The following is a 19,324-nucleotide window of genomic DNA, read 5'->3' on the forward strand; positions in this document are numbered from 1 at the left end:
GCACGGGTCCGCCCGGCGGGGCGGACGGGCTCGCGGGCGGCGGGACGGGTTCGCGCGGTCCCGCCTGCGCGGCGCGCCGTCCGGCGTACCCGGGTACGTCCGGGGCCCGGGGGAGCGGCCCGCCACGCGGCGCCGGCCGCGGCGCGCGACGGGTGCCGGGCCGTGCGGTGTCGGCTTGCCCCGCACCTCGGCGCGTGTCGGGCGGGCCCACGGCCGTACGGAGCTCGGGGGCACCGCGAGGCGGGGCCGGCGGCTGCTCCAGGACGTCGACGGACGGTGCGCTTCGGATGGCGGCGTCGGGGCGGGTCCGCGGGGAGGGGCACGGCGCGGTCCGGGAGCCCGGCCGTGTCCCGGGCAGGGCCTTCGCCGCGGCGTCGGCCATGGTCACCGGCCGACCGGGCGGAGCAATCTCTCGGCTCCCTCGTCACGCTCGAAAGCTATTTTCAGGGGGAGTGGCGGTCAATCCGCCATTGGGCCCACGGCAGGCGCGTCTTCTTCACCCGCACCCGGCAGGTCCACAATGGCCCCATGGACCATACGACCCCCCTGGAACAGGCGCTGCATGTCGCCCGCGCACTCGTGCTCGCCGATCTCGCCGCCGGTGAGGTCGCCGATGCCGATGTCGTCTCCCTCGTCGAGGACTCGGTCACGCACCGCCGGTGGTGGGTGGAGCAGTGGCCGGAGGGCGCCGACTACCTGCCGGGGCTCGTCGCCCAGGACGTACAGGACTCACTGCTGGAGAAGTACGGGCGCTGGCCGCTGTGCCCGGTCTGCACCCACGGTGACCCGCACGCTCTGGACGTGGAGCCGGAGCTCGGACCCGACCCGCAATGGGTGTGCTCGGAGGCGGGCGTGAGAGTGGCCGCGGTCGGCGGCCTCGGCCCCGTGCTCGGCGTGCGGTGAACCGCCGGTGACCGTCTACATCGACCCGCCGACCTGGCCGGGCCACGGCCGCATGTGGTCCCACCTGGTCAGCGACGTCTCGTACGAGGAGCTGCACGCTTTCGCGGCGGGCATCGGCTGTCCACCGCGGGCCTTCGAGCGGGACCACTACGACGTGCCCTCGCACCGCTACGCCGACGCGGTCGGCGCGGGCGCCGTCGAGATCGGCAGCAAGGAACTCGTCCGGCGCATCACCGCGGCCGGCCTGCGCCGCCCGAAGGGGCGCCCGGCTGCCTGAGGGCGCTCCCGTGATCCCCGGCGGGCGCACGACGACAGCCGCGGCGCCTCGCCGCGTTGTCGGTGACCGCGTAGCGCGCCGTGACGCGGCCCGAACGACCGGACCGAACGGCGCTCAGCTGCTCGGGGCGGGCTTCGGGGCCGGGGCCGGCGGCGTGGACGGCGTGGACGGGGTGGACGGCTGCGGGACCGGGTTGGGCTGGGCCGCTGCCGGCAGCTCCCAGACGTGCTCGGGCGTCACGATCTCGGTGACCGTGTTGGCGATGAGGCTGCTCAGGCTGCCGAACTTCCCGTCGATGTCGGAGTTCACGACGATCACCATGGTCGCCCGGTCCTGCGGGAGGCGGACGGCAATGGTCTCGTAGCCGGGCAGCTCGCCGTTGTGGCCGATCCAGCCGGCGATGTCGGCGATGCCGAGCCCGTAGCGCACCCCGGCGTGCCCGGTGGGCAGCATGCGCAGCCGCTGTGCCTGGGTGCCGGGCTCCAGCATGCGGTCGCCGTCCGGCAGCCGTCCGCTGACCAGGGTCGGGACCCAGGCGCGCAGGTCGTCGATGGTGGAGATCATCGCGCCGGCCGCCCAGCCCCAGGACGGGTTCCAGCGGGAGGCGTCGACGGTGCTGCCGTCGGGGGTGAAGTTCGTGTAGCCGTGCACGTACGGGCCGGTGATCTCCGCGCCCGTCGGCAGCGAGGTCGCGTCCAGGTCGGCCGGTTCGAAGACCTCCTGTTCCAGATAGGCGTGCAGGGGCCGGCCGCTGACCTTCTCGACGAGCAGGCCGAGCAGGACGGTGTTGGTGTTGGAGTACTCCCAGCGTGCGCCCGGCGGGAAGTCGGCGGGGTGCCGGAAGGCGATGTCCAGCAGCTGCTGCGGGGTCCAGGAGCGGTACGGGTCGGCCTTGAAGGCGGCCGTCCAGCGCGGGTCCTCGGTGTAGTTGTAGAGGCCGCTGCGCATCTCGGCGAGCTGCCGGACGGTGATCCTCTCGCCGCCGGGCACCCCGTCGAGGTAGGTCGAGATCGGCGCGTCGAGCCGTACCTTCCCGTCGTCGACGAGTTGGAGGACGCCGGTGATGGCGAAGGTCTTGGTGACGCTGCCGATGCGGGTGTGCATGTCGGTCTTGACGGGGACGCCGGTGGCCTTGTCGGAGGTGCCGAAGGAGCGGACGTAGGCCTCATCGCCGTCGATCCACAGGCCGACGCCCACACCGGGAATGTCGGCCTCGCGCATGGCCGCGGTGATCGCGTCGTCGAGCTTCTCGGCGATCACGTCGTCGATGCCGACCCGGCCGGGCGGGGCGGCGGCGGGAGCCTGGCCCGCGCACAGTGCGGTCAGCAGCAGGGAGGCCGCCGCGAGGACGGTGGGCGTGCGGTACCGGCCCATGGAGGATCACCTCTGATGCACGTCCCCGAGCGTTCACCTGATCCCCGAGCCGACCTTCCCATCGTAGGAACCGGGGTCCGCAGGGGCGACCCGGACCGGGGTCCGCAGGGCGACCGGGACCGGAGCCCGTGCGGTGGGGCGCCGGTGGCGGGGACGGTCCCAGGACTCAAGACACGAGGGGAAAGGACCCCACCAAGCCCCACCCCTCCCGCCCGTGGCGCACACTCACTCACTTGAGTGAAAAAGGCCAACTTGACTGGCTTCGGGGCGGGTTGCCTGATCTACGCTCAGCGCGACAGAGCACATCGCTGACATGCGTCGGCCCCCGCCGGGACTGCAATCCCAGTCGGGGGCCTGACCACCGAGGAAGAAGCACCTTCCCGATGGATACCCAGAACACTAGCGCGCGCCCGCACGTCCAGTCCCGTAACGGCGGGGAAAACCACCCTTCCCGGGGCACCCGCGCGACCACCCGCTCCGGCGGCGTCATCCACGACAACTCCCGCCACACCAGCCGCTTCACGGTGATCGGCAACCACCTTGCCCAGCACGCCGAGCTGTCGCTGCTGGCCATCGGCCTGGCCGTCCACATCCAGTCCCTGCCCGGCGGTGCGCCCGTCGACATCAGGACCCTCGCGGCCCGGTTCCCCGAGGGGAAGACGCGGATCGCCGCGGCCCTGCGCGAACTGGAGGCCCACGGCTATCTGCGCCGCACCTGCGAACGCACCGGCAGCGGCCGCGTCGTCACCCGCACGGTCTCCTGCAACCAGCCCGGCCGGTCAGGTGGCACGGACGGGCCGGAGCCGAAGCCGAGGGCGCGGCGCCCCGCTCCCCGGGAGGGCGAGCCGCCCCGCCGCGCCCTCCCCGCCGTGCCGCGGCCCGCGTACCCGGCCCCCGACCTCCTGCGGTCCGCCATCGAGGTCCTCGCCGGCCTCCGTCGCGGGGATCCCCGCCTCCTGCTCTCGGCCACGGACGTCGAGCACCTCGCCCCCGGAGTCGCGGCCTGGCTGGAGCGCGACCTGCCGCCGAGCGCCGTGCACCACGCTCTGACGGCCAACCTGCCGCCGGAGCCCCTGCACCGCCCGGCCGCCCTCCTGGCCCACCGCCTGGCCGCCCAGCTCCCGCCCGTGCCGCCGTTCAGGGCCCCGGCAGCACCCGATGTCGTCAGACATCCGCTCCGCAACTGCGACGCCTGCGACCACGCCTTCCGCGCGGCCGAACCCGGCCGCTGCCGCACCTGCCTGACCGGACCGCCCGGGGTTCACCCCTCGGGGTGAACCACCGCCCAACCGGCCGTCCCGCACGGCACGGCTGCCTACGCTCGCGGCAAGACCCAGTCGCGAAATATGCCAAAAGCACTTTCCCGCCCGTCACTCCCACAGGAACCCCGATGGTCAGCTCGCCCCACGAGGCGATGCACCGCATCTTCCAGGAACACCCGGAGCTCTTCTCCCGGGTGTCGGAGGTGCTCGGCGTCGACTTCGCCCCACCCACGTCGTTCATCGCGACGTCCTGGCCGTGCTCGCGGAACGGGGCATCGATGTCTCCGAGGCCGTACGCGAGCGGATCACCGGCTGTGGCGACGTCGAGATCCTGGGCCGCCTGGGCCGCTGGCTCAGGCGGGCCGTGACCGCGCCCTGCGGCGACGCGGTCTTCGGCGACGGGTAGCGGCGCCGTCAGGTGTGGGCGGGGGCCTCGGCGGGGGCGGGGGTGCTGCTCCCGGCGACCACGCGGGTCGCGCGCGGCGGCGTGCGGCGGTCCAGGCGCCGGGCCAGGACCGCGAGGGCGATCGCGGTCACCGTCATGGCGCCACCTGCCCAGGCGGTCGCGGAGAAGCCCAGGCCGGCGTCGATGACGGTGCCGCCCAGCCAGGGGCCGCCGGTGTTGCCCAGGTTGAACGCGGCCGTGGTGGTCGCCCCGGCCAGGGTCGGGGCGACGCCGGCGACGTTGAACATGCGTGCGTTGAGTGCCGGCGCGGTGAAGAAGGCCGAGACGCCCAGCAGGAAGGACAGCGCGATCGCGGCGGCCGCGGCCGACGCCAGCAGGGCGAGGGCGGCCAGGAAGACGGTGGAGGCGGTGATGCCCCAGATCATCACGCCGAAGAGGTGCGCGTCGGCGACCCGCCCGCCGATGGTCGTGCCGACCAGCGCGCCGATCCCGAAGAGGCCGAGGATCCACGGCACCCACTGCGAGTCCAGCCCCGCCACGTCCGTGAGCAGCGGCGAGAGGTAGCTGAAGGCGCAGAAGACACCGCCCGCGCCCAGCGCGGTGATGCCGACGGCGAGCCACACCTGCCGGTCGCCGTAGATGCGCAGCTCGCGTCGGAGCGCGGGCTTCTCGGTGGGCAGCGGGATACGGGGGATCAGCGCCAGGATGCCGGCGAGGGCGACCGCGGAGGCCGCGCCGACCGACCAGAACGCGGAGCGCCAGCCCAGGTGCTCGCCGAGGAACGCGCCGGCCGGGACACCGAGGACGTTGGCGATGGACAGGCCGCCGATCATCACGGCCATGGCGCGGGCCCGCTGGTCCTTGTCGACCATGGCGATGGCGACGGCCGCGCCGACGGCCCAGAAGCCGGCGCAGGCCAGGGCCGCGACCACGCGGGAGGCGAAGAGGAGCTCGTAGGAGGGGGCCAGTGCGCCCGCGACCTGCCCGAGACCGAAGAGACTGATCAGGGCGATGAGGGTGGTGCGGCGGGGCAGGCGCAGGGTGGCCACGGCCAGCAGGGGGGCGCCGACGACCATGCCGATCGCGAAGGCTGATATGAGCAGGCCCGCCCGCGGGATGGTGACGCCCATGTCGGCGGCGATCGGCGGCAGCAGTCCGGACAGCATGAATTCGCTGGTGCCGAGCGCGAAGACGGACAGTCCCAGGACGTAGACGGCGATGGGCATGCGGGGGCGGGCGGCAGCTGCGGGCATGACTGTCACCAACCCGCGTGAACGCGGTCGAATTCCCCCCCGGCGTGTCATTCCCGTGACGGCTGTGTCGTCAGGGTGGCCAGCTCGGCCGCCAGGTTCGCGCGGGCCGGGGCCTCCCAGCACGCCGCGCCGTGGGGCGTGCGGAACAGCCGCGGCAGGTCGAGGAGCTGGCGCAGCACGGCGGCGCGGCCGGTACGGAAGGCCTCCTCGGGGACGAAGCCGTACTCGTCGCGGACGGCGGCGGCGTAGGCGGCGTACTCCTGCGGGGTGCCGGCCAGGACGGCCAGGTCGGCGTCGCAGAGCACCTCGCCGTCGGTGTCGCCGGGGGCGGGGTCGTGGGTGACGGTGAGCCGGACCAGGCGGGCGACCTCGGCAGTGCGCGCGGCGTCGATGCCCAGCTCGGCCAGGGCGCGCTCGGCCAGGGCGGCGCTGCGTTCCTCGTTCTCGGAACGGTCGGGGCGGTAGACGGCGTCGTGGAACCAGGCGGCGAGCCGGACGGCGGCGGGGTCGGCGGCGTACGGCGCCAGTACGTCGATCCGGGCCAGTACGTCGGCCAGGTGCGCGGTGGTGTGGTAGCGGCGCTGCGGCTCGGCCCAGGCGGTGAGGAGGCGGTCGGCGTAGGGGGCGGGATCGCGGTCGGCGGAAGCCCCGGCCTCGGCGACGGTGGCCCGCCAGCGGGCGCGGAGATCCGTGGTGTCGGTGCTCGGGATGCCTATGTCCATGCGCACATTGTGGGGGTGGCGTGATTGTGCTGGTGGAGCGCGGCCGAAGGCCCGTACCCTGAATATTGGACTAGACCTCTTTCGGGGGCTTCTGCGCGGGCTCCCCGAGCTCCCGCTCTCCCGAGCGTTCTTCAGAAGGATGGGATCGAATGAGCAACCGTGCGCTCCTGGAGGTGATCGCCCTCGACGTGGAGGACGCGGTCGCGGCCCAGGCAGGTGGGGCGGACCGCCTCGAGCTGGTCACCGACATGGCCGCCGACGGCCTCACCCCGGCGCGCGAGACGTTCGCGGCGATCCGGGCGGCGGTGGACATCCCGCTGCGCGTCATGATCCGCAAGGCGGACGGCTTCGCCGCGGGCGACGTCTCCGTCCTGGCGGCGACGGCGCGGGAGCTGCGGGCGGAGGGCGCGCGGGAGTTCGTCCTCGGCTTCCTGAACGCGGACGGCAGCCCCGACCTGGCCGCCGTCGAGGCGGTCGTCGCGGAGCTGGACGGCTGCGCGTGGACCTTCCACCGGGCGATCGACCGTGCGGCCGACCGCTACCAGCTGCGCAAGGCGCTGGCCGACCTGCCGGGCCTGGACACGTACCTGACCGCGGGGGCGGCGGCCGGGGTCGAGGAGGGGCTGCCGGTGCTGCTCGCGGAGGCGGCGCGGGGCGGCGAGCCGGGGTACGCGCCGCGGATCCTCGTCGGCGGCGGGCTGACGCTCGCGCACCTGCCGGTGCTGCGGGCGGGCGGGATCGACGCCTTCCACATCGGCGGCGCCGCACGTCCTGCGGGCTGGCACCACCCCGTGTCGGAGGCGGCCGTCGCCGAGTGGCGGGCCGTGCTGGACGGGTCCGGGTCCGCCGGCGTCTGAGGCGCGGGGCGGGGAACGGGGCCGGTGCCGGGGCGGGGCCGTGGCCGGTGCCGTTTTTTGGCGGGTGCCGGCCGGGACTCATGAATTCGTAACGCCCCGGGCGGTCCGGCCCGCGGAGGCTCCTGCCGCGCCGACGCATCGCGTCCTGCCTCCCGGACAACACCCCGCTCCCGCCCCCCGGCGGGCCGGTCCGCCGGGTCAGGCCAGGGCCTGGGGGAGCGGGGCCGAGTGGAGGGCCGTCAGGCCCGAGACGGCTCGGGTGAGGCAGACGTACAGGCGGCGCAGGCCGGTCCGCTCGTCCGGTTCGCCGTCGACGATCGCCGCCGGCTCGTCCAGAACCACGTAGTCGTACTCCAGGCCCTTCGCCAGCGACGCCGGGACGAGCGTCAGCCGGGACTGCGCGGTCGTCTCCTCGCCGGGGGACAGGTACGGCAGGCCCGCCGCGAGCAGGGCCTCGGACAGGGCGGGGATCCGGGCGTCCGCGGCGATCAGGCCGATCGAGCCCTCGTGGGCCAGGGAGTCGCGGCACGCCTCCACCACGGCCTCGTCGAGGTCCGCGACCCGGGCGATCCGCAGGGAACCCGGCGTCTCGCGGACCGAGGAGACCGGGGCCAGGCCCGGGGAGATCGACGGCAGCAGGCGGGAGGCGTAGGCGATCACCTCGCGCGGTACGCGGAAGCCCGCCGTCAGCTCCTCCAGGACCGCCTGCGGCTTGCCCAGGTGCGCCAGCGCCTCGTCCCAGCTGCGCGTGGCCCAGGCAGTGGTGCCCTGCGCGAGGTCGCCCAGGACCGTCACCGAGCCGGTCGTGCAGCGCCGTCCCACCGCCCGGTACTGCATGGGGGAGAGGTCCTGCGCCTCGTCGAGGACGACGTGGCCGAGCGAGGGGGTGCGTTCCACCAGGTCGGAGGCCTCGTCGATGAGGACCAGGTCCGCAGCCGACCACTTCGCCGACTTCACGCTCCGGAACGGCTTGGGCCACAGCAGGAGCTTCTGCTCGTCCGCCGTCAGGACGTCCTGCGCGTGCTCGGCGAGGAAGTCGGGGTCGGAGAGCAGGCGCAGGACCAGCTTCGCCGGTTCGACGAGCGGCCAGACCTCCTTGACCGCGGCCTTCACGGCCGCGTTGCGGGCCACCGCGTCCTGGACGCGGTCGTCCGGTGCCTCGCCCGCCTGTTCCATGCGGACGAGGACGGCGTGCGCGATGCGCTGGGGGAGGGCCTCACGGGCGGCGCCGTAGCGGATGTCGCGGTTCTGCAGTTCCTCGGCCATCTCCTGGAGTTCGTACGCCGGCACGCGCCAGCGGCGTGAGCCGCGGACCACCACCAGGGGCTCCGAGGGGCGGCCGACGTGCGAGCGGACCGCGCGGCGCAGCACCTCCGCCATGCGGGCGTCGCCCTTGACGACGGCGGTCTCGGCGGGGTCGGTGCTGCGGACCTCCAGGCCCTCGCGGGCGACCAGGTCGTCGACGGTGGCCTGCTTGACCTCCAGCTCGCCCAGTGCCGGGAGGACCTGCTCGATGTAGTGGAGGAAGGAGCGGTTCGGCCCGATGACGAGGGTGCCGGTGCGGGCGAGGCGCTCGCGGTGCGCGTACAGCAGGTACGCGACGCGGTGCAGGCCGACGGCCGTCTTCCCGGTGCCGGGGCCTCCCTGCACACAGACGGAGCCGGACAGGCCCGAGCGGACGATTTCGTCCTGCTCCGGCTGGATCGTGGCCACGATGTCCCGCATGGGCCCGACGCGCGGGCGTTCGATCTCCTGCTGGAGGAGCTTGCTGACGGCGGCCGCCTCGGCCGGGTCGGACAGGTGCTCGTCCTCGTACGCGGTGAGCTCGCCGCCGGTGTAGCCGAAGCGGCGGCGCAGGGCGATGTCCTGCGGGTCCTTCTTGGAGGCCCGGTAGAACGGCTGGGAGACCGGCGCGCGCCAGTCGATGACCATCGGGTCGCCGTCGGCGTCGTGGACGTGGCGGCGGCCGATGTAGAACTGCTCGCCCTCCGCCCCTTCGGCGAGGTCTGCGCCGGGGGCGTGGAGGTAGTCGAGGCGTCCGAAGAAGAGCGGCGTGTGGGCGAGATCGGCGAGGGCCTTGATGCGCTCGTCGATCTGGGCCTGGAGCACGATCGCGTTGACCCAGTTCGCGGTGACGTCGCGGATGTCGAGGGCCTCGACGTCCGCGCGCATGGCGCGCAGGGCGGCACGCGAGGCGGTGAGATGGGCCCGTTCGCGGCCCAGCGGGTCGGCGGGCGGGGTCGCGTGGTCGGGGGTGGTCTCGGGGGCGTGCGCGGGCACGGGAATGCCTCCAGCTGCTGGTACGGAACACAAGCCCCCGGTTTCCGGCCGGTGGGCGGCTCTCCCCGATGGGGCGGTGGGAGGCGGCAAGAGCGGAGATTCTAGCCAGCGCGGCGGGACCGCGCGAACGAATTCGCCGGGCCGGAGGTCCGCCGCGGCCGGGACCTCCGTACGGGTGTCGTACTCGGGAGTGTCAGACCTCGGTCGGTCCGTCAGGGGGTGGCATGCGACGGGAGGAGGAGGCCGGGGGCCTTGGGATTGCGCCTCCGGAGCGATGTGGATCCGGCGGCGGCGGAGCACCATGGATTCATGAGCACCGCAACCTTCACCCCCATTCAGGGCGGCCGCCCGAGCGGCGCCACCGCCATCTCCGACTCCACGCCCCGCCACCGCCTCGGCAGCATGCTGCACGCCGCGAAGGTCTTCGCGGCGGCCGCCGTGAGCGTCGTCGTGCTGGGCGAGTACGCCGAGGACGCGGGCGTCATACGCCGCTGAGGCGCCGTCCCGCGTCCCGCACCGGGTCTCCTGGGCCCGGAGCCTGGCCGTCGCCCCGGTCCCGGCTCTCGGTCCCGGTTCTCGGTCAGGCGTCGATCGCCTGGTAGACCGTGGTCCAGAAGTCGTGGATGAGCTGCGCCGGAGCCGCAGTGGTCAGTCCGACCTGCGTGAGCAGGACGCCCGTGAGCCCGTTCTCCGGGTCGGCGTACGCCGAGGTGCCGGTTCCGCCGTCCCAGCCGAACTGGCCGACGGGCGCGTAGTCGCCGCGGTAGGTGCGCACCGCCATCCCGAAGCCCCAGCCGCCCTGCTGCCCCTGGCCGAACGACACGTGGACGGCGCCGCGGGCCAGGGCCGACCGGGCGGCCTCCTGCTCGGGGGTGAGCCGGTTGGTGGTCATCAGCTCGACGGCGGGCCGGGACAGGATCCGCTGCCCCGCGTGCGTTCCGTGGTTCAGCAGCATCCGGAAGTAGGCGTGGTAGTCGTCCACGGTGGAGACCAGCCCGCCGCCTCCCGCCTGGAACGCGGGAGGCGCGCTGTACTGCCCGCTCTTGGCTTCGTCCCAGACGGTGAACTCCCCGGTCTGCGGGTTGGGGGCGTAGCTGGGCGGCAGTCGGTCGATCTTGTCGGCGGGCACGTGGAAGGCGGTGTCCTCCATCCCGAGCGGGTCGAGGACGCGCTCGCGCAGGAAGGCCTCGAACGGCTTGCCCGTGACGCGTGAGACGAGCACGCCGAGGACGTCGTGGCTGAGGTGGTACTGCCAGTGCTCGCCGGGCTGGCGCATCAGCGGCAGCGCGCCGAGGCGGCGCATCCACTCGTCCTGATCGGGCAGCGGCACGGCGCCCTGACTGAAGACGCCCCCCTCGAAGATGGCGTTCATGATCGGGGAGCCCAGCGCCGTCAGGTCGATGCCGAGGCCGAACGTGGAGGTCAGCAGGTCCCGTACGGTGATCGGGCGCCGTGCGGGCTCGGTGTCGTCCACGGGGCCGTCGATCCGCTTGAGCACCTGACGGGCGGCGAGTTCGGGCAGCCACCGGTCAACCGGGTCGTCCAGCCGCAGCGCGCAGTCGTCGAGCAGGGCCATCGACGCCGCCATGGTGACCGGCTTCGATGTCGACGCCATCCGGAAGATCGTGTCCCGGCTCATCGGCGCGCCGCCGTCGTGGCGCATCGTCCCGACCGCCTCGACGTGCGTCTCCTCGCCGTGGCCGATCAGGGCGACCACTCCGGGGATCCTCCCCGAGTCGACGTGCCGTGCCAGCACGTCGCGCACCTTGCGCAGCCCTGCTCCGGAGAAGCCGCCGTTGCTCCTGCCCATCATGATTCTCCCCGTGATCGGTGTTCGAGAACTGCTGAACAACTCCGAAGCTACATTGCATTCACAAAATGTGCAACGAATGTTGCGCGGCATGTGTCCCGCGATTTAGAGGGAGTTTGGGCCTGTGTTGCAATGAATATGGTGCTGAACGCAATGGGTGGCCTCGGTGAGTGTTGCAATGAGCTGTGAGTGGATGCATAGATCCACTAGGGTCACGCGCGTGACCTTGAGCCCCGCCCCAAGCCGCTCGCCGTCGTCCCTCGCCGGCGTGCTGCCGACGGGCTCGCTGCTCGTGCTGGGTGTGCTCTGCATCGCCCTGCGCGTCCCGATGGCCGATGACCTCGTCGAGGGCTTCTCGGCAGCCGAGTGGCGCCCGCCCGCCGGCTATCCGCCGTTCGCGGCGATCCTGTTCGCGCCCGCCGCCTGGCTGCCGCCCGGGTTGTTGAAGGCCGTGCTCGTCCTCGGCAACGCCGGACTGCTCGCCCTGCTGATCGCCCTGTCCTGCCGCCTCGCGGGACTGCCGGCCAGGACCGGGCCCGTCCTGGCCGCCACCATCGCCGGGCTGTGGCTGGAGCCGCTGTTCCAGGCACCGCTCCCGGGCCAGATCAACCTCGCCCTCGCCTGCCTGGCCGTGTGGGACCTCGGCCGCCCCGGTGCCGCGCTCGGCAAGGGCTTCGCGCTGGGCATCGCCGCCGGGATCACCCTGACCCCGGCGGTCCTCGTCCCGTACCTGCTGGCCACCCGCCGGGTGCGCGCCGGGCTGACGGCGCTGGCCGCCCTGGCCGGCACCGCCCTGCTCGGGCGGCTGGTCCTGCCGGAGGAGTCCGCCGCGTTCTGGTCCCGCCACCTGGGCGCCGCCGGCCGCGCCCTCGTACCGGACGGACCCGGCCTGTGGGTCTGGAGCGTCCCGCTGCTCACCGTGCTCGTCGCGAGGGCCCGCGCCGCCCGCGCCGCCCGCGCCGCCCGCGTCGGCCGGTCGGTCAGTCGTTCGCCAGCAGCTCGTCGGCGTCCATGATCCGGTAGGCGTACCCCTGCTCGGCGAGGAACCGCTGGCGGTGCGCGGCGAAGTCCTGGTCGATCGTGTCGCGTGCGACGACCGAGTAGAACCGCGCCTCGTGGCCGTCGGCCTTCGGGCGCAGGACGCGGCCCAGGCGCTGTGCCTCCTCCTGCCGCGAACCGAAGGTGCCCGACACCTGGATGGCGACCGTGGCCTCCGGCAGGTCGATGGAGAAGTTCGCCACCTTCGAGACGACCAGCACGCTGATCTCGCCCTCGCGGAAGGCGCCGAAGAGCTTCTCGCGCTGCGCGTTGGACGTCTCGCCCTTGATGACGGGGGCGTCCAGGTGCTCGCCGAGCTCGTCGAGCTGGTCGATGTACTGCCCGATGACGAGGGTCTGCTCCCCCCGGTGCTTGCGGACCAGCGCCTCGGTGACCTTCCGCTTCGTCGCCGTCGTCGCGCAGAAGCGGTACTTCTCCTCCGTCTCGGCGGTCGCGTACGCCAGGCGCTCGGACTCGGTCAGGTTGACCCGGACCTCCACGCAGTCGGCGGGTGCGATGTAGCCCTGCGCCTCGATCTCCTTCCACGGTGCGTCGAACCGCTTCGGCCCGATCAGCGAGAAGACATCCGACTCGCGCCCGTCCTCGCGCACCAGCGTCGCGGTCAGGCCGAGCCGGCGCCGCGCCTGGAGGTCGGCCGTGAACTTGAAGACCGGCGCGGGCAGCAGGTGCACCTCGTCGTAGACGATCAGGCCCCAGTCCCGGGAGTCGAAGAGCTCCAGGTGCGGGTAGACACCCTTCCGCTTCGTCGTCAGGACCTGGTACGTGGCGATCGTGACCGGCCGGATCTCCTTGCGGGTACCGGAGTACTCGCCGATCTCCTCCTCCGTCAACGAGGTCCGCTTGACCAGCTCGTGCTTCCACTGGCGGGCCGAGACGGTGTTCGTGACCAGGATCAGCGTGGTCGCCTTCGCCTTCGCCATCGCGCCCGCGCCGACCAGCGTCTTCCCGGCGCCGCAGGGCAGTACGACCACACCGGAGCCGCCGTGCCAGAAGCCCTCGACGGCCTGCTGCTGGTACGGGCGCAGCGCCCAGCCGTCCTCGGCGAGGTCGATGGGGTGCGCCTCGCCGTCGACGTAGCCGGCGAGGTCCTCGGCCGGCCAGCCCAGCTTGAGCAGCGTCTGCTTGATCTGCCCGCGCTCGGACGGGTGCACGGCCACCGTGTCGGGGTCGAGCCGCGCCCCGACCAGCGGGGTGATCTTCTTCGACCGCAGGATCTCCTCCAGCACCGGCCGGTCGGTGCTGGTCAGCACCAGGCCGTGCACGGGGTGCTTGGAGAGGGTGAGGCGGCCGTAGCGGGCCATGGTCTCGGCGACGTCGACGAGCAGCGCGTGCGGCACGGGGTAGCGGGAGTACTCCACGAGCGCGTCGACGACCTGCTCGGCGTCGTGTCCGGCGGCCCGGGCGTTCCACAGCCCGAGCGGGGTGATCCGGTAGGTGTGGATGTGCTCGGGCGCCCGCTCCAGCTCGGCGAACGGAGCGATGGCGCGGCGCGCGGCTCCGGCGAGCTCGTGGTCGACCTCGAGCAGGAGGGTCTTGTCGCTCTGGACGATAAGTGGACCATTCACGCGCGGCGCCCCGTTTCACTCAGGTCAAACCTCCAGTGTGCCGTACGGGGCCGGGGCTGGGAACACGGCGCCCGGCGGGTCAGCGGCCAAGCCCCGCCAACAGCAGGGCGAGGCCGCCGTGGAACTCCCGGTCCGGGGTCAGGGACCGGGCGCCTCGGGCGGCTTCGGTCAGGTAGGGGTACTCCTGCGCCGGGAGCCCGGCGATGGCGGCGGTGCCCGCGCCGGAGAGGGCGCCGAGGTGCTCCTGCTGGATCGCGCCGATGACGTAGGCGAGCAGGGCGCGCAGGGCGACGATCCGCTCCTCGGGCCCCAGCCCGGCCTCGCCGAGCACGCCGAGGACGGTCTCCCCCCACCGCAGCACGCTCCGGGAGCGGTGCCGGTGGGTGAAGGTGAGCGGCAGCACCTCGGGGTGCGCGCCGACGGTCCCGCGCAGCCGGTCGACGAGGAGGACGATCCGCGCCTGCCAGGTGCCGGCGGCCGCCGGCGGCGGAGTGCTGTCGACGGCGCTGAGGACCAGTTCGACGACGAGGGCCTCGAGTTCCCCGCGGTCCCGGACGTACCGGTACAGGGCCATGGTGCTGATGCCGAGTTCGACGGCGACGGCGCGCATCGACAGTCCGGCCAGTCCCTCACGGTCGATCACGGCGAGGGCGGCGGCGGCCAGTTGGTCCTGGGTGAGTGAGCGGGGGCGCGGCATGGCGGTTGACAGCGTACGGCATACGCCTACGCTGGTAGGTGTACGGCATACGCCTATCGAGGAGGCCCCAGTGCGGCTCGACACCGGCTCCACCGTCCGACCCCGATCCCTCACCGCCGTCCGCGACGGCGCACCCGTCGCCGTCCCGGACCCCGAACGCCTCGTCCACCTGCAGTTCCGCCGGTTCGCCGGCTGCCCGGTCTGCCACCTGCACCTGCGCTCGGTCGTGCGCCGCCACACAGAGATCGAGGCCGCCGGAATCCGGGAGGTCGTGGTCTTCCACTCCGCCGCCGACGAACTGCGCGAGCACGTCGCCGCACTGCCCTTCGCCGTCGTCGCCGACCCGGCCAAACGGCTGTACGCCGAGTTCGGCGTCGAGTCGTCCTACCGCGCGCTGCTCGGCCCCCGCGCCTGGTGGCCCGTACTGCGCGCCGTCGCCGTCGGCACGGCCGAGGCGGTGCGCGGGCGGCAGAAACTGCCGTCGCGCACCCAGGACAACGGGCGCCTCGGCCTGCCCGCCGACTTCCTGATCGCCCCCGACGGGACCGTCCTCGCCCGGTCGTACGGGGAGCACGTCGACGACCAGTGGCCGGTGGAGAAGCTGCTGACACTCGCGGAACGGGCCCGTACGGTCCGGACATGACTGCTGATCAGCAGACCTCCGTACCGGCCCTTCGCCGGGCGGATCGACTACGCGCCCAGGCGAGCCCTGCCGGGGCCGAACGGGTCGAGGACGCCGGCCCCCGACGTTGCGGCCCGATGATCGTGAAAGCGCCGTCATAGGGTGGCCGTCGCTCAGGCGACCAGGGGGGACCGGACGCTCCTGACGAACGGACGCTCATGACGTACACACGCTTCGACCGCTCGCTCCTCCTCGACTCCGCGCCCCCCGCCTCCACCGTCGTCCACGACGTCGGCCTGCTGGTGCTCCGCGTCGTCGTCGGCCTCACGATGGCCGGCCACGGCACGATGAAGCTCTTCGGCTGGTTCGGCGGCCCGGGCCTCACCGCGACCGGCAAGGGCTTCTCCATGGCCGGCTACCCCGCCGGGGACGCCATGGCCGTCATCGCCGGCCTCTCCGAGACCCTCGGCGGCCTCGGTCTCGCCTTCGGCCTGCTCACCCCGCTCGCCGGTGCCGCCCTCACCGGCGTCTTCATCAACATCCTCGACGTCCGGGGCTTCGATGCCTACTTCCCGCCCAAGGGCGTGGAACTCGAAGTGGTGCTCTTCGCCTCGGTCATCGCCCTCACGCTCACCGGGCCCGGCCGCTACGCGGCCGACCACTACCTCCCGGTCCTGCGGGCATCACGGCCCCGCTACTCCCTGCTCGCCCTGCTGGTCGGTGCCGTCGTGGGCTTCGCCGTCCTGCTCATCCGGGACTGACGGCAGGCGGGCGGCGGGCGCCGCCTACGCACCCAGGTGCCCCAGCGGCCCCGACGGGTAGGGCGCCTCCACCGGCAGCAGCGCGCGGGCTGCGTCCTCGGCCCCCTCCGCCCCCGACCGCAGCAGACCGTGGACCTCGCGGGCCAGCGGCGTCACATCGCGGATGGAGACCGTCCACTCGTCGGCGTACGCCCGCGACGCCGGACCCGCCAGGCCCAGCTGGAGCGAGCGGTACGGCAGCGGGTTCAGGTGCAGGTCGCGCTCCGGATCCCACTGCACGCGGGCGGGCGCCGTGCGCAGCGACTCCTGCCAGGCCGCCCGGTCCGCGTGCACGCCCGCCTCGTAGTGCGACAGGCAGGCCTCGCGCAGGGCCCGGTCGAAGCCCTCGCGGGTGATCTCGACCGCCAGCACCGTCTCCTGGTCGGGCTTGGTGGCCCAGCCGCAGCGGTACATCATCCACAGGAACGACGGCTTGATCCACGTCATCCGCTCGCGCTTCCAGGCGGGCGGGAAGCGGTTGTCGCGGGCCGCCGGGACCCCGAGGCGGGGCGCGTACGCCTGGTAGACGGTGACGGTGGTGTCGGTGTGGGCGGCGCGGATCCGGCGGTGCGGTACGGCTTGCATGGGCCCAGCGTGTCCCGCGGCGGGGCCGGGCCGCCAGCCGTTTTCCGTGCGGGTTCCGCGCCGCCCGCCCTCTCGGCCCCGGGGCCCCGGGTCCCCGGCCCCGGGCCCCTGCCGGCGAGCGCCGGCGGGGCTGAAAGACCGGGGCCCGCGCACATCCGGCGACCGGAGCAGAGTCAGCGGGCTCGCCCCCGGGAACCGTTCTTCATGGCGGGCCCGTGCGGGCAGCCGCCCCCCCCGGGTGTCGAGCGGCCCCGGCTCGCCTGCTCGGGGGCCTGCTCCTGCCGGTGCCGGCGAATCTCGCCGCGCGCGCGGCGGCCTGCCGGTCCGCGAGGACCCGGTCGCCCGTGTGGCCGGGTTGTCCGGCGCGGTGCGGCAGCCGGCGGTGCGGCAGCTAGAGGTGTTCGTCCGCCAGTTCCGCCACGCCCGTGACGCGGTGCAGGGCGTAGGTGCGGACCTCGTCCGCCGTGTGGTCGTAGCCGGTGACGAAGCCGCCCTCGACCCGAACCGGGGCGATGACCCGCTGGCTCGCCGCGCCGTCCGCGTTCACGTAGCCGATCCACACCGCCGACCCGGTCAGCGCCGCCGCCTGCACCGTCGCCAGGGTCTCCGCCGCGCTCGTGCGCGGCAGCTCGCCCGGAGCCGCGGCCGTCGGCCCCGGCTCCTTGCGGACCGCCGTCGCCGCCAGGTCGCCCGCGCGGATCGCCCGCACGGCCGCCCCCAGCAGCGTCGCGTCCGGCACCGGCGGACCGTCCGGCACCGGTACGGGTGCCGAGCGGGCCGGCGTGCGGTGGGCGTCGGCCCGGGCCACCAGCACGTCGCCGGTGCCCGACTCCGCGGCCGGCGCGTACCCCATCGCCCGCAACCCCTCCAGCAGCGCAGTCGGTTCGGCCCGCGCGGCCAGCACCGTCGGCGCCAGCCGGCGCAGGCCCAGCCCCGCCGAGCGCTTGTCCGCCAGGATCTCGCCCAGCATCGCGTCGTCGTCGCAGCGCACGTACGAGGAGGCCGCGCCGACCCGCAGGTGCCCGTGTCGGCGGGCCACGTCGTCGATCAGGTACGCCAGCGGCTGCGGCACCGGCGTACGGCTGTGCTCCTTGAGGAAGGCGTGCAGGTCGGCGGCCGCATGGCCGGCGTCCAGCGCCCGCCGCACCGACCCCGGCGTGAACCGGTACACCGTCGCCCCGCCCTTGGACTCCACGTCCGCGAGCACGGCGAGGGTGTCCCCGAGCGGGCGGCGCAGCGGGCCCGGCGCCACCGCCGTCAGGTCGGCCTGGAGCAGCACGTAGTCCACCGGCTCCGGCAGTAGCGGCGCCAGCAGCGGCGCCGGGTCGCGGTGCTCCAACAGGGCCCGGCCGGGCCCCGACAGGGCGCCCCGGCCGGTCACGCCGAGGACCTCCGCCTCGGTCAGCGCCCAGCCCGCGAGCCGGGCCCGCAGGTCGCTCGCCGTGCGCACGGGACGCTCCCACGCGAGCCGCTCCAGCACCGCCTGCTTGTCGGGCGAGGCGCCCTCCGGCAGATCCGCCAGGAGTTCCAGGACGCGCCTGCGCACCTCGGGCGCTGCGGAACGGTCCAGTTCGGGGCCGAGCACCGACAGCGTGCGCCCCTTCGCGTCCTGATCGCCGACCAGGCCGGCCGTGCGGGTCGCCGGCAGCCAGGCGGCGACCAGCACCGACCACCGTTCGGCGGGCGGCAGTTCCCGCCACTCGTCGAAGGCCGGGGTGGGCGCGTACCGCTCGTCGGCCTCACCGTCACTGGCCAGCAGCCCGGCCGCGTAGGCCAGTTCGATCCAGAACGCCGCCGACGCCTCGGTGGTGTCCAGGGCGGCCGCGGCCCGCTTCAGGTCCCGTACGGACAGCCCGCCCGCCCTCAACACCGGCGGACCGGTGTGCTCCCAGGACTTCACCAGCTCCTCGACGGTGGCCAGCGCGGCCAGCGCCTGGCCGGCGGCGTTCGCGTCCACGAGCTGTGGACGGTGCTCGCGGTGCGCGGGCACCGGCGGAGCCACCGGCGCGGTGTCCTTGTGGGCGAGGCCGCCGCGCAGGTGCAGTGCCACCTCCCGCGGCAGGACCACGGTCCGCGCCGTCGCGGGCAGCAACAACCCCCGGTCGCGCAGCCAGCGCACCGGCGGAGCCGGGTTGGGGGTCACCTCTCCGTACGGCGGCCCCCACACCAGCCTCCCCAGCACCTGGTGCGCCTCGGCCGGGGCCTCGTCCAGCAGCGCCGACATCCGCTCCGGGTCCGTGAACAGCGCGGTCAGCGCCGTGACCGCGGAGACCGGGTCGTGCGTGGCGGGCAGCCCGGCCGCCGCCACGATCTCCTGTACCCGCGTCGGCGACATCCCGGCCGTGGCCTCGGCGACGGTCGGTCCCAGCCCCGTCGGCGAAGGCCGTTGCGCGGACGGCGCGAGCAGCTCGCGGGCCGTGCGCACCAGGCGCAGCCGGTCCTCGTCGCCCCACACCAGGGCCTGGTCGCGCAGGGTGCCCAGGGCTGCGGGCAGGGCCCTACGGGCCCGCTCGTCCTCGCCCCCGGTCAACAGCCCCTCCAGCACCGGGTACGGGCACGGGTCCGGGGCCACGGCGAGGGCCTCGGCGGTCTGCAGCGTGAACCGGTCCAGGCGCTCCAGCGCCCGCACCACCGACGCCCGCGTCCCGGCGCGCGTGGCGAGCTGGGTCACGTCGCCCGGTACCGGGTTCAACAGGTCCGGACGGGCGTGCAGCAGGGCGGAGAGAGCGGCGTCGTCGCGGGCGCGCAGCGCCTCGGCGAGGGAGCGCGGGGAGCTCGCCCCGGTCCCGCTCTCCGGAGCTCCCGCAGCAGTGCTTGGCTCGGGCACAGTCGCCTCCAGGTCGCATCGGCCG

General features: G+C 74.1%; 18 protein-coding genes. 9 read left to right on the forward strand and 9 right to left on the reverse strand.

Annotated features, from left to right (window positions below):
- Positions 1-528 precede the first annotated feature (528 nt).
- Together ACZ6JS_RS15555 and ACZ6JS_RS15560 are read left to right on the forward strand one after the other, a co-directional pair.
- On the forward strand, positions 529-903 hold the full coding sequence (locus ACZ6JS_RS15555; RefSeq protein WP_469298206.1) for a hypothetical protein: 375 nt from the start codon (positions 529-531) through the stop codon (positions 901-903).
- Positions 904-910: 7 nt separating this feature from the next.
- Positions 911-1,180, forward strand: a complete 270-nt coding sequence (locus ACZ6JS_RS15560) for a DUF4031 domain-containing protein (protein WP_469298207.1) — start codon at positions 911-913, stop codon at positions 1,178-1,180.
- 114 nt (positions 1,181-1,294) lie between these two features.
- On the opposite strand, the gene ACZ6JS_RS15565 is transcribed toward ACZ6JS_RS15560, so the two are convergent.
- Positions 1,295-2,554 (reverse strand): serine hydrolase domain-containing protein, encoded by a 1,260-nt coding sequence (locus ACZ6JS_RS15565; protein ID WP_469298209.1) that lies wholly within the window; start codon positions 2,552-2,554, stop codon positions 1,295-1,297.
- A 383-nt stretch (positions 2,555-2,937) separates the two neighbouring features.
- Here ACZ6JS_RS15565 and ACZ6JS_RS15570 point away from each other — a divergent pair, with 383 nt between their 5' ends.
- Together ACZ6JS_RS15570 and ACZ6JS_RS15575 are read left to right on the forward strand one after the other, a co-directional pair.
- A complete protein-coding gene (locus ACZ6JS_RS15570) occupies positions 2,938-3,831 on the forward strand; it encodes a helix-turn-helix domain-containing protein (RefSeq protein WP_469298211.1) in 894 nt (297 codons plus the stop codon).
- A 241-nt stretch (positions 3,832-4,072) separates the two neighbouring features.
- Positions 4,073-4,222 (forward strand): hypothetical protein, encoded by a 150-nt coding sequence (locus tag ACZ6JS_RS15575; protein WP_469298805.1) that lies wholly within the window; start codon positions 4,073-4,075, stop codon positions 4,220-4,222.
- 8 nt (positions 4,223-4,230) lie between these two features.
- On the opposite strand, the gene ACZ6JS_RS15580 is transcribed toward ACZ6JS_RS15575, so the two are convergent.
- The gene (locus ACZ6JS_RS15580; RefSeq protein WP_469298767.1) at positions 4,231-5,448 is read right to left on the reverse strand and encodes a Cmx/CmrA family chloramphenicol efflux MFS transporter; all 1,218 of its coding nucleotides are present in this window, start codon (positions 5,446-5,448) and stop codon (positions 4,231-4,233) included.
- Between the two features lie 74 nt (positions 5,449-5,522).
- Positions 5,523-6,197 (reverse strand): HD domain-containing protein, encoded by a 675-nt coding sequence (locus ACZ6JS_RS15585; RefSeq protein WP_469298213.1) that lies wholly within the window; start codon positions 6,195-6,197, stop codon positions 5,523-5,525.
- Between the two features lie 149 nt (positions 6,198-6,346).
- Between ACZ6JS_RS15585 and ACZ6JS_RS15590 the strand changes: the two genes are divergently transcribed.
- Complete coding sequence (locus tag ACZ6JS_RS15590; protein ID WP_469298215.1) at positions 6,347-7,054, forward strand: copper homeostasis protein CutC; 708 nt, start codon at positions 6,347-6,349, stop codon at positions 7,052-7,054.
- Positions 7,055-7,252: 198 nt separating this feature from the next.
- Here the strand turns inward: ACZ6JS_RS15590 and ACZ6JS_RS15595 are convergent, their stop codons facing one another.
- Positions 7,253-9,334 (reverse strand): HelD family protein, encoded by a 2,082-nt coding sequence (locus tag ACZ6JS_RS15595; RefSeq protein WP_469298217.1) that lies wholly within the window; start codon positions 9,332-9,334, stop codon positions 7,253-7,255.
- Between the two features lie 309 nt (positions 9,335-9,643).
- Between ACZ6JS_RS15595 and ACZ6JS_RS15600 the strand changes: the two genes are divergently transcribed.
- The gene (locus ACZ6JS_RS15600) at positions 9,644-9,829 is read left to right on the forward strand and encodes a hypothetical protein (RefSeq protein WP_030662445.1); all 186 of its coding nucleotides are present in this window, start codon (positions 9,644-9,646) and stop codon (positions 9,827-9,829) included.
- A gap of 85 nt (positions 9,830-9,914) precedes the next feature.
- Here ACZ6JS_RS15600 and ACZ6JS_RS15605 read toward each other — a convergent pair whose 3' ends face one another.
- A complete protein-coding gene (locus ACZ6JS_RS15605; RefSeq protein WP_469298769.1) occupies positions 9,915-11,144 on the reverse strand; it encodes a serine hydrolase domain-containing protein in 1,230 nt (409 codons plus the stop codon).
- Between the two features lie 220 nt (positions 11,145-11,364).
- Here ACZ6JS_RS15605 and ACZ6JS_RS15610 point away from each other — a divergent pair, with 220 nt between their 5' ends.
- A complete protein-coding gene (locus ACZ6JS_RS15610; RefSeq protein ID WP_469298219.1) occupies positions 11,365-12,159 on the forward strand; it encodes a glycosyltransferase family 87 protein in 795 nt (264 codons plus the stop codon).
- Here ACZ6JS_RS15610 and ACZ6JS_RS15615 read toward each other — a convergent pair.
- Together ACZ6JS_RS15615 and ACZ6JS_RS15620 are read right to left on the reverse strand one after the other, a co-directional pair.
- Positions 12,125-13,768 (reverse strand): DNA repair helicase XPB, encoded by a 1,644-nt coding sequence (locus ACZ6JS_RS15615; RefSeq protein WP_469298220.1) that lies wholly within the window; start codon positions 13,766-13,768, stop codon positions 12,125-12,127. The genes ACZ6JS_RS15610 and ACZ6JS_RS15615 overlap by 35 nt on opposite strands.
- Before the next feature lie 79 nt (positions 13,769-13,847).
- Positions 13,848-14,465: a TetR/AcrR family transcriptional regulator gene (locus ACZ6JS_RS15620; protein WP_469298221.1), complete on the reverse strand. Its 618-nt coding sequence runs from the start codon at positions 14,463-14,465 to the stop codon at positions 13,848-13,850.
- A gap of 70 nt (positions 14,466-14,535) precedes the next feature.
- Here ACZ6JS_RS15620 and ACZ6JS_RS15625 point away from each other — a divergent pair, with 70 nt between their 5' ends.
- Both ACZ6JS_RS15625 and ACZ6JS_RS15630 read left to right on the forward strand, forming a co-directional pair.
- Positions 14,536-15,108, forward strand: coding sequence for a peroxiredoxin-like family protein (locus ACZ6JS_RS15625; RefSeq protein ID WP_469298223.1), 573 nt, complete (start codon positions 14,536-14,538; stop codon positions 15,106-15,108).
- A 197-nt stretch (positions 15,109-15,305) separates the two neighbouring features.
- On the forward strand, positions 15,306-15,848 hold the full coding sequence (locus ACZ6JS_RS15630; protein WP_469298225.1) for a DoxX family protein: 543 nt from the start codon (positions 15,306-15,308) through the stop codon (positions 15,846-15,848).
- Positions 15,849-15,872: 24 nt separating this feature from the next.
- On the opposite strand, the gene ACZ6JS_RS15635 is transcribed toward ACZ6JS_RS15630, so the two are convergent.
- Together ACZ6JS_RS15635 and ACZ6JS_RS15640 are read right to left on the reverse strand one after the other, a co-directional pair.
- Positions 15,873-16,472, reverse strand: coding sequence for a DUF4291 domain-containing protein (locus ACZ6JS_RS15635; RefSeq protein ID WP_469298227.1), 600 nt, complete (start codon positions 16,470-16,472; stop codon positions 15,873-15,875).
- Positions 16,473-16,863: 391 nt separating this feature from the next.
- Positions 16,864-19,299 (reverse strand): helicase-associated domain-containing protein, encoded by a 2,436-nt coding sequence (locus ACZ6JS_RS15640; RefSeq protein WP_469298229.1) that lies wholly within the window; start codon positions 19,297-19,299, stop codon positions 16,864-16,866.
- Positions 19,300-19,324: the final 25 nt, after the last annotated feature.

Source organism: Streptomyces sp. NPDC046349, assembly GCF_055587885.1.

Bases quoted from the DNA above. Each gene is read 5' to 3' on its own strand.
- ACZ6JS_RS15635 (WP_469298227.1), bottom strand. From the start codon at position 16,472: ATGCAAGCCGTACCGCACCGCCGGATCCGCGCCGCCCACACCGACACC.
- ACZ6JS_RS15620 (WP_469298221.1), bottom strand. From the start codon at position 14,465: ATGCCGCGCCCCCGCTCACTCACCCAGGACCAACTGGCCGCCGCCGCC.
- ACZ6JS_RS15555 (WP_469298206.1), top strand. From the start codon at position 529: ATGGACCATACGACCCCCCTGGAACAGGCGCTGCATGTCGCCCGCGCA.
- ACZ6JS_RS15630 (WP_469298225.1), top strand. From the start codon at position 15,306: ATGACGTACACACGCTTCGACCGCTCGCTCCTCCTCGACTCCGCGCCC.
- ACZ6JS_RS15580 (WP_469298767.1), bottom strand. From the start codon at position 5,448: ATGCCCATCGCCGTCTACGTCCTGGGACTGTCCGTCTTCGCGCTCGGC.
- ACZ6JS_RS15605 (WP_469298769.1), bottom strand. From the start codon at position 11,144: ATGGGCAGGAGCAACGGCGGCTTCTCCGGAGCAGGGCTGCGCAAGGTG.
- ACZ6JS_RS15585 (WP_469298213.1), bottom strand. From the start codon at position 6,197: ATGGACATAGGCATCCCGAGCACCGACACCACGGATCTCCGCGCCCGC.
- ACZ6JS_RS15565 (WP_469298209.1), bottom strand. From the start codon at position 2,554: ATGGGCCGGTACCGCACGCCCACCGTCCTCGCGGCGGCCTCCCTGCTG.
- ACZ6JS_RS15570 (WP_469298211.1), top strand. From the start codon at position 2,938: ATGGATACCCAGAACACTAGCGCGCGCCCGCACGTCCAGTCCCGTAAC.
- ACZ6JS_RS15600 (WP_030662445.1), top strand. From the start codon at position 9,644: ATGAGCACCGCAACCTTCACCCCCATTCAGGGCGGCCGCCCGAGCGGC.
- ACZ6JS_RS15590 (WP_469298215.1), top strand. From the start codon at position 6,347: ATGAGCAACCGTGCGCTCCTGGAGGTGATCGCCCTCGACGTGGAGGAC.